Source organism: Streptomyces sp. NPDC058239, assembly GCF_042882185.1.
Lineage (GTDB): Bacteria > Actinomycetota > Actinomycetes > Streptomycetales > Streptomycetaceae > Streptomyces.
In genome coordinates, this window is record NZ_JBHVWS010000013.1 from 67,352 (window position 1) to 82,782 (window position 15,431).

Annotated in this window: 12 protein-coding genes and 1 pseudogene; 5 read left to right on the top strand and 8 right to left on the bottom strand. The window is 70.1% G+C overall.

Features of this window, described 5'->3' with window-relative positions:
- Positions 1-65 precede the first annotated feature (65 nt).
- Positions 66-482: a DUF4307 domain-containing protein gene (locus tag ACFVYE_RS17130; RefSeq protein WP_383962828.1), complete on the bottom strand. Its 417-nt coding sequence runs from the start codon at positions 480-482 to the stop codon at positions 66-68.
- 153 nt (positions 483-635) lie between these two features.
- Here ACFVYE_RS17130 and mca point away from each other — a divergent pair, with 153 nt between their 5' ends.
- Positions 636-1,517 (top strand): mycothiol conjugate amidase Mca, encoded by an 882-nt coding sequence (mca, locus tag ACFVYE_RS17135; protein WP_383962831.1) that lies wholly within the window; start codon positions 636-638, stop codon positions 1,515-1,517.
- 1 nt (position 1,518) lies between these two features.
- Positions 1,519-1,758 carry a hypothetical protein gene (locus tag ACFVYE_RS17140; protein ID WP_383962834.1) on the top strand — a complete coding sequence of 80 codons (240 nt, stop codon included), beginning with the start codon at positions 1,519-1,521 and terminating at the stop codon, positions 1,756-1,758.
- A gap of 109 nt (positions 1,759-1,867) precedes the next feature.
- Here ACFVYE_RS17140 and ACFVYE_RS17145 read toward each other — a convergent pair whose 3' ends face one another.
- Positions 1,868-5,128, bottom strand: coding sequence for a tetratricopeptide repeat protein (locus tag ACFVYE_RS17145; protein ID WP_389606118.1), 3,261 nt, complete (start codon positions 5,126-5,128; stop codon positions 1,868-1,870).
- 125 nt (positions 5,129-5,253) lie between these two features.
- On the opposite strand from ACFVYE_RS17145, the gene ACFVYE_RS17150 reads away from it, so the two are divergent.
- Positions 5,254-7,284 carry a thioredoxin domain-containing protein gene (locus ACFVYE_RS17150; protein WP_389606120.1) on the top strand — a complete coding sequence of 677 codons (2,031 nt, stop codon included), beginning with the start codon at positions 5,254-5,256 and terminating at the stop codon, positions 7,282-7,284.
- A 37-nt stretch (positions 7,285-7,321) separates the two neighbouring features.
- On the opposite strand, the gene ACFVYE_RS17155 is transcribed toward ACFVYE_RS17150, so the two are convergent.
- From ACFVYE_RS17155 to ACFVYE_RS17165, 3 genes are all read right to left on the bottom strand, one after another.
- A complete protein-coding gene (locus ACFVYE_RS17155; RefSeq protein ID WP_383962843.1) occupies positions 7,322-7,954 on the bottom strand; it encodes a TetR/AcrR family transcriptional regulator in 633 nt (210 codons plus the stop codon).
- 11 nt (positions 7,955-7,965) lie between these two features.
- Positions 7,966-9,483 (bottom strand): MFS transporter, encoded by a 1,518-nt coding sequence (locus ACFVYE_RS17160; protein ID WP_389606122.1) that lies wholly within the window; start codon positions 9,481-9,483, stop codon positions 7,966-7,968.
- Between the two features lie 150 nt (positions 9,484-9,633).
- Positions 9,634-10,332, bottom strand: a complete 699-nt coding sequence (locus ACFVYE_RS17165; RefSeq protein WP_383962848.1) for a hemolysin III family protein — start codon at positions 10,330-10,332, stop codon at positions 9,634-9,636.
- 196 nt (positions 10,333-10,528) lie between these two features.
- Between ACFVYE_RS17165 and ACFVYE_RS17170 the strand changes: the two genes are divergently transcribed.
- Both ACFVYE_RS17170 and ACFVYE_RS17175 read left to right on the top strand, forming a co-directional pair.
- Positions 10,529-12,355: a phosphoenolpyruvate carboxykinase (GTP) gene (locus ACFVYE_RS17170; protein ID WP_389606124.1), complete on the top strand. Its 1,827-nt coding sequence runs from the start codon at positions 10,529-10,531 to the stop codon at positions 12,353-12,355.
- Between the two features lie 144 nt (positions 12,356-12,499).
- Positions 12,500-12,782: pseudogene (locus ACFVYE_RS17175) on the top strand (IS5/IS1182 family transposase); the annotation flags it as partial.
- Positions 12,783-12,864: 82 nt separating this feature from the next.
- Here ACFVYE_RS17175 and ACFVYE_RS17180 read toward each other — a convergent pair.
- From ACFVYE_RS17180 to ACFVYE_RS17190, 3 genes are all read right to left on the bottom strand, one after another.
- On the bottom strand, positions 12,865-13,299 hold the full coding sequence (locus ACFVYE_RS17180) for a VOC family protein (protein WP_383962854.1): 435 nt from the start codon (positions 13,297-13,299) through the stop codon (positions 12,865-12,867).
- 191 nt (positions 13,300-13,490) lie between these two features.
- Positions 13,491-13,901, bottom strand: coding sequence for a hypothetical protein (locus ACFVYE_RS17185; RefSeq protein ID WP_327273271.1), 411 nt, complete (start codon positions 13,899-13,901; stop codon positions 13,491-13,493).
- A gap of 98 nt (positions 13,902-13,999) precedes the next feature.
- Positions 14,000-15,211, bottom strand: a complete 1,212-nt coding sequence (locus ACFVYE_RS17190; protein ID WP_383962857.1) for a pyridoxal phosphate-dependent aminotransferase — start codon at positions 15,209-15,211, stop codon at positions 14,000-14,002.
- Between the last annotated feature and the right edge of the window lie 220 nt (positions 15,212-15,431).

Genomic DNA, 15,431 nt, shown 5'->3' on the forward strand with positions numbered 1-15,431 from the left:
ACCGTCAGGACTGCGTATGCGCAGGTCAGCGGCTACAACAGCGGTTCAGCGTCGGCGTGCGGCGGTCAATGTGCCGCCCCGCCGTCGTCGGTACAGCCCAGTAGCTCGACGCTGGTCGCCCTGGATGTCGTGCGCAACGACAGGACGCGGTCGATACGGTCCGTGCGGTCGTCGAAGCGGAAGTCCTTGCGGGCCACGTCGCTGCCGTCCTCGTGCTGCGAGCGGAGCGTGCAGTAGCCCTTGGTGTCGGTGCCCTTGCGCACCTCCAGGTGCACATCGACCCGCTCGTCCGAGACGACCTTGAACTTGATCACCTCGGCGCTGATGCCCTGCCCGGCGACGTAGTCGTATCCGATCCAGCCGATCACGCCGAGAAGGGCGACGCCCAGCACCGAACCGATGATCTTGAGCTTGCGGTCCGCCCGCTGGTCCGCGGAGCGGCCGTAGCGGTTCTCCGGAAGCGCTTCGCGCACCGCAGTCATGATCGTTCCTCCCGTGCCGGGGATCGTGGAATTTTCCACCCCCCGGTTCGGTCACTATAGAAGCCTCCCACCCGCCCCCCGACCGCCACCCCGAACCGACGTCCCTTCGGGACGGCACCTCTCAATGGCGTCCAACTCAACGAGGATCGAGTCTTGACTGAGCAGCTGCGACTGATGGCCGTTCACGCCCACCCCGACGACGAGTCGAGCAAGGGCGCGGCCACCATGGCCAAGTATGTGTCCGAGGGGGTGGACGTGCTGGTCGTGACCTGCACGGGAGGCGAGCGCGGCTCCATCCTCAACCCGAAGCTCCAGGGCGACGCGTACATCGAGGAGAACATCCACGAGGTGCGCAAGAAGGAGATGGACGAGGCCCGGGAGATCCTGGGCGTCGAGCAGGAGTGGCTCGGTTTCGTCGACTCGGGTCTGCCCGAGGGCGACCCGCTGCCGCCGCTGCCCGAGGGCTGCTTCGCGCTGGAGGACGAGGAGAAGGCCGCGGGGCGTCTCGTCCGCAGCATCCGTGCGTTCCGGCCGCAGGTCGTCACGACGTACGACGAGAACGGCGGGTACCCGCACCCCGACCACATCATGACGCACAAGATCACGATGATCGCGTTCGACGGCGCGTCGGACGCCGAGACGTTTCCCGAGTCGGAATTCGGTCCGGCCTGGCAGCCGCAGAAGCTCTACTACAACCAGGGCTTCAACCGGCCGCGCACGGTGGCGCTCCACGAGGCGCTGCTGGCCCGTGGCCTGGAGTCCCCCTACGGCGAGTGGCTGAAGCGCTGGAAGGAGTTCGAGCGCGACGAACGCACGCTGACCACGCATGTTCCGTGCGCGGACTTCTTCGAGATCCGCGACAAGGCGCTGATCGCGCACGCGACGCAGATCGACCCCGACGGCGGCTGGTTCCGCGTCCCGATGGAGATCCAGAAGGAGGTCTGGCCGACCGAGGAGTACGAGCTGGCGAAGTCTCTCGTCGATACCTCCCTCCCCGAGAGCGACCTCTTCGCGGGCATCCGCGACAATGCCTGATATGTACGCGACCCAGGCACTGACCCATCTCGTCCCTCTCGCCAAGGAGGTCGACGACAACAAGGTGACTCCCGGCGTTCTCGGCTTCATCGTCTTCGCGGCGCTCGCCGTCGGCGTGTGGCTGCTGATGAAGTCCATGAACCGCCACATGGGCAAGGTCGACTTCGAGGAGGCCCCGGACCCGGAGGCGGCGTCCGGTGGCGCCGTTGCCGCGGGTGCGGGGTCCGCGAAGCGGAAGTAGGCGCGGGGCGGTACCGGGGCGTCCGGTAGCCGCCCCGTTCGCCTGGCGCCGGACGGGGCGGTTGTGCCCGGCCGGGGTCGAAGGCGTCCTCGATCGCCGGACGGGCCGGTCATGGCCGGACAGGTACGCCCATGACCTCCCGTGCGTGGCGTGTGGGTGTCATGCCCAGGCGCCAGGCCTGCCAGCCGTCCTCCAGGTCCACGCCGCGGTTCAGCACCACGGTGAACGCCTCCACGCAGTCCTCCAGCTTGCTGTCGCGCGTCGGGTGGCCGGCCAGGAGCAGGTCGGCCAGTTCCTGCTGGGCCACCACCGTGCCCACCTCGCTGCCGCCCGGTGACGCGTACGGCAGCAGCGTGCAGCGCAGGAAGCGGGCCCAGTCCCCGCCCCGTGTGTCGCCGTAGGAGTCGAACAGCTCCGCCGCCTCGCCGCACAGCTCCAGCGCCTGCGGGGCACGGTTGTTGCCCGCGTCGATCAGGGCCAGCTCCAGGCACGTCCAGGCCTCGCCGTGGGCGACCCCGATGCGCCGGAAGTCGGCGCGGGCGTCGACCAGGAGCTGGCGGGCGAAGCCGGAGTTGCGGAGGTTCCCGGTCTGGGCGGCCCGCTGGTCGCGGGTGACCCGGCCCGAGTGGTGCCGGGCGCACGCCAGCCCGTACGTGTCCCGCATCCGGGAGAACATCGTGCGCGCCCGTTCCAGCTGCCGCACCGCCTGGTCGGTGTCGCCGTTCTCCTCCAGGGCCTGGCCCAGGTAGTACAGCGTCCACGCCTCGCCGCGCGCGTCCTCGTTGTCGCGGTGGCGGGCCAGGGCCCGGTCCAGCTGCTCGACGGCCGGGGCCGGGTCGCCGTCCAGCAGCCGCGCGCGGGCCAGCTGGGTCAGCGCCCATGCCTCGCCGCGCTCGTCGCGGGTACGGCCGTACAGATCGAGCGCCGTACGCAGCGCCTCCTCCGCCCGCTCCACGTCGCCCATCCGCAGCAGGGTCTGGCCCAGCTGGAACTGCGTCCACGCCTCACCGTGCAGCGACTCGCCCTCCTGGTGCAGAGCCAGCGCGGTGTCCAGGAGATCCATCGCCTCCGCGACATGGGCCCGGTCGCGTTCGACGGCGGCCAGGGCGTGCAGCGACCAGGCCCGGTCCTCGGCCTGCTCCTCGGTGGACTGCAGCTCGATCGCCTCGCGCAGCCGCGCCGACGCCTCGGTCAGATTGCCCTGGTGGTGCAGGGTGATGCCGAGCGAGCAGAGCGCCAGCGCCGTACCCGCCTCGTTCTGCGCCTCGCGGTACAGCCCGACGACCGACGACAGCGTGGTGCGCGCCTTGTCCAGCTCGCCGAGCTGACGGGCCGCGATGCCGGTACGCCACTGCACGGACCGCTCCAGCAGCCCCTTGTCCACGGCCTGAGTCAACTCGCTGATCTCGCCCAGCCGGTAGAGGTCGCCGCGCAGCAGGCAGTAGTCGCACAGCGCGCCCAGGAGGTCCAGTACGGCCCCCTGGTCGACGCCCTCGGCGTGCCGCAGCGCCGAGGTGATGAAACTCGATTCGTCGTCCAGCCAGCGCAGCGCCGAGTCCAGCGAACCGAACCCGTGCGAGCCGAACTGCCCGGCCCGGGTGGACATCTTGCCGTCCACCATGCGGATCACGGCACCGGCCAGCTCCGCGTAGTTCTGGATCAGCCGCTCCTGGGCCGCGGTGCGGTCCGCCACCTCCTCCTCGTCCCGCAGCCGGGCCAGGGCGAAGCCCCGTACGAGATCGTGCAGCCGGTAGCGCGAGCCCCGCACATGGTCCAGGAGCCCGGCCTCCGCCAGCGCCCTCAGCAGCCGCTCGGCCTCCTGCTCGTCGGCCGAGAGCAGCGCGGCCGCCGCCGCGGCGCCCAGGCTGGCCCGCCCGGCCAGCGCGAGTCGCCGCAGCAGCCGCCGCGCCTGCTCGGACTGGTCGGTGTAGCGCAGCCACAGCGCCCGCTCGACCGGTGCGACCGGGCCGTACGCGGCGAGATCGGTGGCGAGCGCGCTCCGGGTGCGTGGACCGAGCGAGGAGCCCGCTATGCGCAGCGCCAGCGGCAGCCCGCCGCACAGCTCGACGACCGTGTCCGTCGACTGGGAGTCGTACGGTCCCTGCTCCTCCGCCTCGGCGGCCTCCCGCAGCAGGTCCTCCGCGCCCGCCGCGTCCAGTGCGCCGACCGGCAGCTGGTGGACCCGGGCCGGGATGTCGGCGGGCAGCTCCAGGGGCTCGCGGGCGGTGACGAGGACGAGGCTGTCGGAACGCTCGGGGACCAGCGTGCGGACCTGGGCCGCGTCGCTGGCGTCGTCGAGGACGATCGTCACCGGGGTGCCGGTCAGATGCTGGTGGTACAGCTCGCTGAGCCGCCGCACCTGCTGCTCGGCCAAGGCCCTTCCCCGGGTTCCCGACTCTGCTCGGCCAGGGGAGACCCCCTCGCGGAACAGCAACTGCTCGCGGGGTGCGCCCAGCCGGTTCAGCAGATGCAGCAGCGCGTCACGCGTCGGCAGCGGCGCCTCCCCGGCCACGTCGCCGCGCAGGTCCACCACGCAGGCGCCCCGGAACTGGTCCTTCAGGCTGTGCGCCGCCCGTACCGCGAGCGTGGTGCGCCCGGCGCCGGGCGCACCGTGCAGGACGACGACGGTCGGCTTGGTCTCCGTCGACGCACGGGCCTCCCGCACCCACTGCGCGATCTGCGCCAGCTCGGCCCGCCGCCCGGCGAACGGCCCCTCGGATGCGGGCAGATGGCCGAACGACTGCTCAAGGATCGCGCGCATACGGGCCGCTGCGCTGCGGTCCCCGCCGCGCAGCGACGGGGCGGTCCGCGACTGCGCGGGGACCTTCTTCGCCGGTGTGCGCGGCGAGGGGTTAAGCATCCGCTGCTGGTCGAGGAACGGACGGATGCCCCGTACTTCCAGCGCCGCCAGCCACTGCAGCCGCAGCTGTTCGGCGCCGCCGGGCTGCCCGAGCGCACCTGCGCGCCGGTGGGCGGCGGGCCAGTGCGATGCGGTGATCCTGGCGACGGTCGCCGTGGCCCCCGCGACCGCGACGACGGCGCCCGCGCCGAGGGCCGGCCCCGCCGCCGTACCGAACGCGACATCGGCCCCGAAGGCGGCGACCGCGGCAACTCCGGTGACCAGCAGTGGAGTTCCCATGGCCGATCGGCTGAACCGCTGCGACAGCGGCTGCTGTCCGGACTCCGCCGCCTCCAGCGCCTGGAGATACGCGGCGTACTCCTCGGCAGCCTGGGCCGCCAGGGAATCGAGCGCGGCCCGCCCGCGTGCCGTCAGCGCACCGGCGTCCGCCCGGCCACCCGACCGCCGTACCTCTTCCTCGACGGCGCGTACCAACAGCCGTTCGGCTTCCGCCCGATGGCTGTCCCGCATGTGCGTCCCCCTCCGGATACGACGATTGCAACTGCCCCTGCTGTCATCGCCGCCCAGTGTGCTGGGTACGGCGCGTCAGCGCGAGAGAGCGATGCGATCAACCGGGCCTGAGAGAGGATGTGGGTATGCCGAATCGCCTGGACCGTGAGACTTCCCCGTACCTCCTCCAGCATGCCGACAATCCGGTCGACTGGTGGCCCTGGTCGCCCGAGGCTTTCGAGGAGGCACGCAGGCGGAATGTGCCGGTGCTGCTCAGCGTCGGCTACGCGAGCTGCCACTGGTGTCATGTGATGGCGCACGAATCGTTCGAGGACGACCGGGTCGCGGCCTATCTGAACGAACACTTCGTCCCGGTGAAGGTCGACCGCGAGGAGCGGCCCGACGTCGACGCCGTGTACATGGAGGCCGTGCAGGCGGCGACCGGCCAGGGCGGCTGGCCGATGACCGTCTTCCTGACCGCCGACGCCGAACCCTTCTACTTCGGCACGTACTTCCCGCCCGAGCCGCGCCACGGCATGCCCTCCTTCCACCAGGTGCTCGAAGGTGTCGCGGCCGCCTGGTCCGACCGGCCCGAGGAGGTCGCCGAGGTCGCCGGGCGCATCGTCCACGACCTCGCCCAGCGCTCCCTCGCACACGGCGGTGAAGGCCTGCCGGGCGAAAGTGAACTGGCGCAGGCGCTTCTCGGGCTCACCCGGGAGTACGACGAGAAGCACGGCGGGTTCGGCGGCGCGCCCAAGTTCCCGCCGTCCATGATCATCGAGTTCCTGCTGCGCCACCACGCCCGCACCGGGGCGGAAGGCGCCCTGGACATGGCCGCCGACACCTGCGCGGCGATGGCCATGGGCGGGATGTACGACCAGCTCGGCGGGGGTTTCGCCCGCTACTCCGTGGACCGGGAGTGGGTCGTTCCGCACTTCGAGAAAATGCTCTACGACAACGCGCTGCTCTGCCGGGTGTACGCACACCTGTGGCGGTCGACGGGCTCGGAACTGGCCCGCCGGGTCGCTCTGGAGACCGCCGACTTCATGGTGCGCGAGCTGCGCACGCCGGAGGGGGGTTTCGCCTCCGCGCTCGACGCCGACAGTGAGGACGGGGCCGGCCGGCATGTCGAGGGCGCGTACTACGTATGGACGCCCGAGCAGCTGAGGGAGGTCCTCGGCGATCAGGACGCGGCTTTCGCCGCCGAGTACTTCGGGGTGACGGAGGAGGGCACATTCGAGGAGGGCGCCTCGGTCCTGCGGCTCGTGCGGACGGGCGCCGCGGTGGACGAGGACCGGGCCGCCGACGTACGGGCCAGGCTGCTGGCCGCCCGTGAGCTGCGCCCGCGTCCCGGGCGGGACGACAAGGTGGTTGCCGCCTGGAACGGCCTGGCGATCGCCGCGCTCGCCGAGACGGGGGCGTACTTCGACCGGCCCGATCTGATCGAGCGCGCCACCGAGGCGGCGGATCTGCTGGTACGGGTGCACATGGGCGACGTGGCCCGGCTGACCCGTACGTCGAAGGACGGACGGACCGGCGGGCACGCCGGGGTCCTGGAGGACTACGGCGATGTCGCGGAGGGTTTCCTCGCCCTGGCCGCGGTCACCGGCGAGGGCGTCTGGCTGGAGTTCGCCGGCTTCCTGCTCGACATCGTGCTCCAGCACTTCACCGGCGAGGGCGGGCAGCTGTACGACACGGCGGACGACGCCGAGAAGCTCATCCGCCGCCCGCAGGACCCCACCGACAGCGCGACCCCGGCGGGCTGGACGGCGGCGGCCGGTGCGCTGCTCTCGTACGCCGCCTACACCGGCTCGGAAGCCCATCGCACCGCAGCGGAGGGGGCGTTGGGCGTGGTGAAGGCGCTCGGCCCGCGGGTTCCCCGGTTCATCGGCTGGGGGCTCGGCGTCGCCGAGGCACTGCTCGACGGGCCGCGCGAGGTCGCGGTCGCCGGGCCGGTCGGCGGCGAACTGCACCGTACGGCGCTGCTGGGGCGGGCGCCCGGCGCGGTGGTGGCGGCGGGGGAGACGGCCGGGACGGAGTTCCCGCTGCTGGCGGACCGGCCGATGGTGGGCGGGGCGCCGACGGCGTATGTGTGCAGGCACTTCGTCTGCGATGCGCCGACGACGGACCGGGAGGAACTGGCGCGGAGCCTCGGACCAAGCCCGTCCGACGACTGACGACGGAGCCGTCGGGGGACTGAGGGCGAAGCCCCGGCTACAGCGTCAGCCCGCCTTCGAGGGTGTCCAGCGCCTGGTTGATCATCGCGATCAGGTCGCCCTCCTGGCCGTGCTCGCCCCAGTACAGCGTCACCTCACGCAGCGCCCCCAGCACCGCCGCGATGAACACCCTGACCTCCAGGTCGTCGGGGTTGCGGCCGCTGCGGTCGGCGAGCGCCCGGGCCAGCACCTTCGCCGTGTCCGACATGGTCTCCGTCATCCGCGCCCGGATGGCGGGGACCTCCACCATCAGCCGAGTGCGCTGCCGCAGTTCCTCCTCCTCGCTCGCGAGGAACGCCGTCAGCGCCTCGGCCATGATGAACCGCAGCGAATCCAGCGGCGATTCGTCGGCCGGCCGGTTCCGCAGCTCGGCCTCCATGATCGGGTCGTACTCGTCGGTGAGGACGATGTCCTCCTTGGTCGCGAAGTACCGGAAGACCGTGCTCGGCGACACCTCGGCCGCCTCCGCGATCTGCTCGATCGTCGTCGCGTCGTACCCCTGCTCGGAGATCAGCCGGTACGTCGCCCGGCGGATCGCGATCCTGGTCTTGAGCTTCTTCCGCTCGCGCAGCCCCATCGCGGGAGGCGTCCCGGGGGCGGAAACGGAAGGGGTACGAGAGGTGGCGGCCATGGTCGCCATTGTCAGGCATCGACGGGCGCGGGGGCCACGTCCGCCCCCTCCCGGGACTCGGTGGGGAGGTTCGTCAGGAACGCCCCGACCAGCAGCGCGGACACCAGGGCCGTGACAGCGATGACGAGCAGGACCACGCTCATGCCGTGAAGGTAGGCCGCGTCCGCCGAACCGGCCAGCCGCTGCGCGCCGAGCCTCGCCGCGACGACATGGGCGGCGACGACCGAGTCCCCGGCCGTGTCCGCGGCGGCGGCCGGTACGCCGGTGGTGTCGAGCCGGCCGCTGTACGCACCGGCGAGCAGGCTGCCCAGCAGCGCGATCCCGAGGGCGCTGCCCGTCTGCCGTACGGTCATCAGCAGCCCCGACCCGCTCCCCGCACGGTCCGCGGGCAGGGCGGCCAGCGCGGCGTCCATCGCGGGCACGACGGCGAAGCCGAAACCGACCCCGGCGACGGAGAGCCACAGCGCCGTGAAGCCGTAACCGCTGTCGACCGTCGTACGGCTGCCGAGGAGCGCGGCGAAGGCGAGCACGACCAGGCCCGCCGTCATCGTGGCGCGGGCCCCGAACCGCCGGGTGACGGGGGCGCCCGTCTTCGCGGCGACGATCAGCCCGCCCATCATCGGCAGCATCCGCAGCCCCGTACCGAAGGCGTCGTGGCCCAGAACCGCCTGGAGGTAGCCGGGCAGGAGGAACATCAGCCCCGACATCACGAACATCACCAGGGTCGCGGCGAGCGTGCTCAGCAGGAACGGCCGCTGCCGCAGCAGGGACATGTCGAGCATCGGGCGTTCGGCGCCGCGTTCCCGTACGACGAGCGCACCGATCAGCACGACACCGGCGGCCAGCGTGCCCAGCACCAGCGGGTCGCCCCAGCCGCGTCCGGGGGCCTCGATGATCGCGTAGATCAGCGCGCCGAGACCGGTCGCGGTCAGGGCGGTGGAGACGGCATCGACCTTCGGGGAGGCCGGGTCGCTGGTCTCCGGAAGCAGGAACACGCAGGCGGTGATGCCGATCGCCACCATCGGGATGTTGATCAGGAAGATCGAGCCCCACCAGAAGTGGTCCAGCAGCCAGCCGCCCAGGATCGGGCCGAGCGGCAGCCCGAGCGCGGACGCGGCCGAGACGATGCCGATGGCCTTGACCCGGTCCTCGGGCGCGCCGAACAGCGACGGCAGCACGGCCATCGCGAGCGGCATCACGAGTGCCGCGCCGATGCCCATCACACAGCGGGCGGTCACGACGGCGGGCACGGCGTCGGCGAGCGAGCCGACGAGCGAGCCGATCAGAAAGATGCCGAGGCCGGTGATGAGCATCCGGCGGCGCCCGAACCGGTCACCGAGCAGCCCGGCCGGGAGCATCAGAGCGGCGAAGACCACGACGTATGCGTCGGCCATCCACTGCTGCTCGCCGGTTGTCGCGCCGAGCTGTTCGGCCATGGTCGGCAGCGCCACATTGAGGATCGTCATGTCGAATCCGAGGACGAGCATGCTCGCGACCAGCGCGCCCAGGGCCCACCAGCGTCGGTTCATGGGAAAACTCCTTCGAGAGTTACAGTCAAGTGAAAGTAACTCTCAAAAGATTGTGAGTGTCAATGTGTGTCGCCGCCCCGGCCCGGGAATGACGAATGGCCGCGGCTTTCAAGCCACGGCCATTGCGGGGGAGGGGATGGAAGGGGGTGCTCAGCTGTGGTTGTAGGCCACCAGTGAGATGCCGACGTAGTGCACGACGAAGGCCGCCAGGGTCAGCGAGTGGAAGACCTCGTGGAAGCCGAACCATCGCGGTGACGGATTGGGCCGCTTGATGCCGTAGATGACGCCGCCGGCGCTGTAGAGCAGTCCGCCGACGACGACCAGCACCAGCACCGCGATCCCGCCGGTCCGCATGAAGTCCGGCAGGAAGAAGACCGCGGCCCAGCCCATCGCTATGTAGCAGGGCGTGTAGAGCCAGCGCGGGGCGCCGACCCAGAACACCCGGAAGGCTATGCCCGCGGTCGCCGCCGCCCAGACCGCCCACAGGAGCGGCGTCCCGGTCGACTCGGGGAGCAGAAGCAGGGTCAGCGGAGTGTAGGTGCCCGCGATGATCAGAAAAATATTGGCGTGATCGAGCCGGCGGAGCACCGCCTCGCCGCGCGGACCCCAGGTGCCGCGGTGGTAGAGCGCGCTCACGCCGAACAGCAGGCACGCGGTCAGGACGTAGATGCCGCAGGCGATCCGGCCGCGGACGCTGTCCGTCAGCGCGATCAGCACGATCCCCGCGACGATCACGGCGGGAAACATTCCGGCGTGCAGCCAGCCACGCATCCGTGGTTTCACCGGGACGGTGTCGGACTCGGCTGTTTCCAGCCCGGCTGGCTCGGGCGCGGCGGCGGCAGCAGTCATTCCCGCATCGTACCTACGCAACCGTAGGTAACGAACGCGAGTGGCGATGCTCACGTGGGCGGCCCCCTGGACATATGGGCGAATCGGTCGGATGATCAAATGAGTGCGTTCGGCACCGGATGAGCGGCTACGAAGCATCCGGGTCGCAGCCCCCACGGGGCAACTACCAAACAGACACCCTCATCAAGGAGCGATCGTGGCGCGCGACATCGCGGCTCCCCTCACTGCCCCCACCGACCACCAGGAGCTCGTTTCCTGGGTGAATGAGATCGCAGCCATCACCGAGCCGGACCGGGTGGTCTGGTGCGACGGCTCCGAGGCCGAGTACGAGCGCCTGTGCGGGGAGCTCGTGGCCAAGGGCACGTTCACGAAGCTGGACGAGGCCAAGCGCCCGAACTCCTACTACGCCGCGTCCGACCCGAGCGATGTCGCGCGCGTCGAGGACCGCACCTTCATCTGCTCCGAGAAGGAGGAGGACGCGGGCCCGACGAACCACTGGAAGGCCCCCGCCGAGATGCGGGAGATCTTCACCGGTGAGAAGGGTGTCTTCCGCGGCTCCATGCGCGGTCGCACGATGTACGTCGTCCCGTTCTGCATGGGCCCCGTCGGCTCCCCGCTCTCCGCGATCGGTGTCGAGATCACCGACTCCGCGTACGTCGCCGTCTCGATGCGCACCATGACGCGCATGGGACAGGCCGTCCTCGACGAGCTCGGCACCGACGGCTTCTTCGTCAAGGCCGTCCACACGCTGGGCGCGCCTCTGGAAGAGGGCCAGGAAGACGTTCCGTGGCCGTGCAACTCCACCAAGTACATCTCGCACTTCCCCGAGGACCGCGAGATCTGGTCGTACGGCTCCGGCTACGGCGGCAACGCCCTGCTCGGCAAGAAGTGCTACGCGCTGCGCATCGCCTCCGTCATGGCGCGCGACGAGGGCTGGCTCGCCGAGCACATGCTGATCCTCAAGCTCACGCCGCCGCAGGGTGAGCCGAAGTACGTCGCTGCCGCGTTCCCGAGCGCCTGCGGCAAGACCAATCTCGCCATGCTGGAGCCCACGATCTCCGGCTGGACCGTCGAGACCATCGGCGACGACATCGCCTGGATGCGGTTCGGTGAGGACGGCCGCCTCTACGCGATCAACCCCGAGGCCGGTTTCTTCGGCGTCGCGCCCGGCACCGGCGAGCACACCAACGCCAACGCCATGAAGACCATGTGGGGAAACTCCGTCTTCACCAACGTCGCGCTCACCGACGACGGTGACGTCTGGTGGGAGGGCATGACGGAGACCGCTCCGGCCCACCTCACGGACTGGAAGGGCAACGACTGGACGCCCGCGTCCGACACGCCCGCCGCCCACCCCAACGCCCGCTTCACCGTCCCGGCCGGCCAGTGCCCGATCATCGCGCCCGAGTGGGAGGACCCGAAGGGCGTGCCGATCTCGGCCATCCTCTTCGGTGGCCGCCGCGCCTCGGCCGTACCGCTGGTCACCGAGTCCTTCAACTGGCAGCACGGCGTCTTCCTCGGAGCCAACGTCGCCTCCGAGAAGACCGCCGCCGCCGAGGGCAAGGTCGGCGAGCTGCGCCGCGACCCGTTCGCCATGCTGCCGTTCTGCGGCTACAACATGGGCGACTACATGAACCACTGGATCAAGGTCGGCGCGGACAAGCCGGACCAGTCGAAGCTCCCGAAGATCTACTACGTGAACTGGTTCCGCAAGAACGAAGCGGGCAAGTTCGTGTGGCCCGGCTTCGGTGAGAACAGCCGCGTCCTGAAGTGGATCGTCGAGCGGCTGGAGGGCAAGGCCGAGGGTGTCGAGTCGCCGATCGGCATCCTGCCCGCCAAGGGCGCCCTGGACACCGATGGCCTGGACCTCTCCGACTCCGACCTGGACTTCCTGCTCGACGTCGACAAGGAAGTCTGGCGCGAGGAGGCGGCGCTGATCCCCGAGCACCTCAACACCTTCGGTGACCACACGCCGAAGGAACTGTGGGACGAGTACCGCGCGCTGGTCCAGCGTCTGGGCTGACGCCCCCGGGCGCACCCCGTGTGGGTGCGCCCCCGCACACCCCGCGGCCGGGTCTTCAGACATCCGCCCTGACCTGTGGGGTCAATGGCCCGCTGCGGTACGGCCCCCGGAATCCCCTTACGGTTCCGGGGGTCGCCCTTTTCCCGCCCCTTCTATAAAGAACGTCAAAGCTGCAAGGCGTGGAAACAGTCCGGTGCGAAGGCCGCCGTCGGCGGGACCACGGTCATCGCGGACGGCGGCTGTCGGGGCACCGGCCCTGTCGTCCCGCACCGCCGCGAACGCGGCCAGACCCAACTGCCTGCTTGGAAGCACGTCTTCGCGCGGATGAGGACCTGGAAGATCCTTCGCGACTGCCGGCTGCCGGCTGAAGGGCGATGGCATTCACACCGCGATGCTCGGCATCGCCCGACTGCACAACCTCTCCCTCACGGATAACCCGCCCCACACGAGACCACCTTTGAGAGAGGCCCAAGGGGGACGGCTCCCCACCTCGCCGGTTCGGCGAATGCTCAGTCGATACAGAACTCGTTGCCCTCGATGTCCTGCATCGGGATGCACGACTCGTTTACGCCATCGGCACGCAGTGTTTGCACATGTACCGCGCCGAGCGCGACCAGTCGTGCGCACTCGGCCTCAAGTGCGGCGAGGCGCTCTTCGCCCACGAGCCCGGTGCCGACCCGCACGTCAAGATGCACCCGATTCTTGACGACCTTGCCTTCGGGGACGCGCTGGAAGTACAGGCGCGGGCCCACGCCTGAGGGATCCTTGCATGCGAACGCTGCACCCTGACGCTCAGGCGGAAGCGAGCGATCGTATTCGTCCCAAGTGGTAAACCCCTCCGGCGGCGGTGGTACGACGTACCCCAACACCTCGCACCAAAAGCGAGCGACGCGCTCAGGTTCTGCGCAGTCAAAGGTGACTTGGAACTGCTTGATCGATGACATCGGCGCACCGTAGCAGGGGACTCTGCCGCTCATCTCCCGGTAGGGATCTGCATCTTGACGGGCGGATGAGGTCGGCCGCTCGGGCGACGACCTGCAGAACGCATCGAACGGCGTCGGCGACGGTACGGGTCCGCAATCAGCAATGGGTGGCACCCGGTCCACGCGCCTCGACGGCCCGTGGACCGGGGCCGTCAGAGGGCGCCGACCAGTCGCGAGGGGGCGGCGGGGGCGGTGGCGGCGGCGACCGCCGCCGTGTGGGCGTCCATGCGCTCGGCCGCGAGAATCGCGACGGCAGTGTCGGCGCGGGACGCGGCCACCACCAGTGCGCGGCCCGCGAGGGCGTGGGCGCGGCGGTGCAGCGCGAGTGCGGGTGCATCGGTTCGACCGGCGTGCCGGGCGGGCGGCGCGCCGCGCAGCCTGGCCACCTGCTCGGCGATGCGGTCGCCCGCCGCGCCGAGGTCCAGCTCGTCGGTGACCGCGAGAAGTGCGGCCAGGTGTCCGGCGAGCTGGATGTCCAGCTCTTCCTCGCGGGAACGGTGCGGGAAGTCGTCGGCGTGGTCGGCCGGTGTGTGGACCGATTTGGTGCGGATCGGTTCGTACATGGATGGCCTCCTGGTGTTGCTGTGGAACCATCCTACATTGGATTTAGTCTAAAGTTATCTGCAATCGATTCCGGGGTGGAGGGGGAACCGGCCGCCCGTCAAGGCTGGCCGTATCCGTCCAGGAAGTGCGCGATCCGGGTCACCGCGTCCGTCAGGTCCTCGGCCGAGGGCAGCGTCACGACACGGAAGTGATCGGGCTCCGGCCAGTTGAACCCGGTACCGTGCACGACCATGATCTTCTCGGCCCGCAGCAGGTCGAGGACCATCTGCCGGTCGTCCTTGATCTTGTAGACCTTGGGGTCGAGGCGCGGGAAGAGATACAGCGCCCCTTTCGGCTTCACGCAGGTCACGCCGGGGATCTGGGTCAGCAGGTCGTACGCGACATCCCGCTGCTCCAGGATCCGGCCGCCCGGCAGCACCAGATCGTTGATCGACTGCCGCCCGCCGAGTGCGGTGGCCACGGCGTGCTGCGACGGCATATTGGCGCACAGTCGCATATTGGCGAGGATCGTCAGCCCCTCGATGTACGAGGAGGCATGAGCCTTCGGACCGCAGACCGCCATCCACCCCGAGCGGTATCCGGCCACCCGGTAGTTCTTGGAGAGTCCGTTGAAGGTGAGCACCATCAGATCGGGCGCGATCGTCGCGGTCGGGGTGTGGGTCGCTCCGTCGTACAGGATCCGGTCGTAGATCTCGTCGGAGCAGACGACCAGATTGTGGCGCCGGGCGATCTCCGTCAGCCCGCGCAGCATCTCGTCGTCGTACACCGCACCCGTCGGATTGTTCGGGTTGATGATCACGAGCGCCTTGGTGCGGTCGGTGATCTTCCGCTCGATGTCGGCGAGGTCCGGCATCCAGTCGGCCTGCTCATCGCACCGGTAGTGCACGGCCGTACCGCCGGCCAGCGACACCGAGGCGGTCCACAGCGGATAGTCCGGAGCCGGTACGAGGACCTCGTCGCCGTCGTCCAGCAGTGCCTGCATCGACATCTGGATCAGCTCGGAGACGCCGTTGCCCAGGTAGATGTCCTCGACGTCGAGGTCGATCCCCTTGGTCTGGTAGTGCTGCATCACCGCCCGCCGCGCGGACAGCAGTCCCTTCGCGTCGCCGTAACCGTGCGCCCCGGAGAGGTTGCGCAGTATGTCTTCGAGAATCTCCGGCGGGCACTCGAACCCGAACGCGGCAGGGTTGCCGGTGTTCAGCTTGAGGATGCGGTGACCGGCTGCTTCCAGCCGCATCGCCTCCTCGAGCACGGGGCCCCGGATTTCGTAACAGACATTGGCGAGCTTCGTGGACTGGATGACCTGCATGTCTGGGAGCTTACGACTGCGTTTCGGCCGCCGCCCGGGCTTTCCCCTCCGGTTGCCCCACCCGGGTAACCCCGGCGCTCCGCTTTCGTCTTCCATAGCCATGCACCCACGCCCCCGAACCGTGGGAACGCCGGTCCGGGACGGGGCGGGGCTTGGAATGGGCCGGAATGGGCGCGTGACGGACACGGACGGGTGAGATGCGCCACGTGAGCGGCAGTCT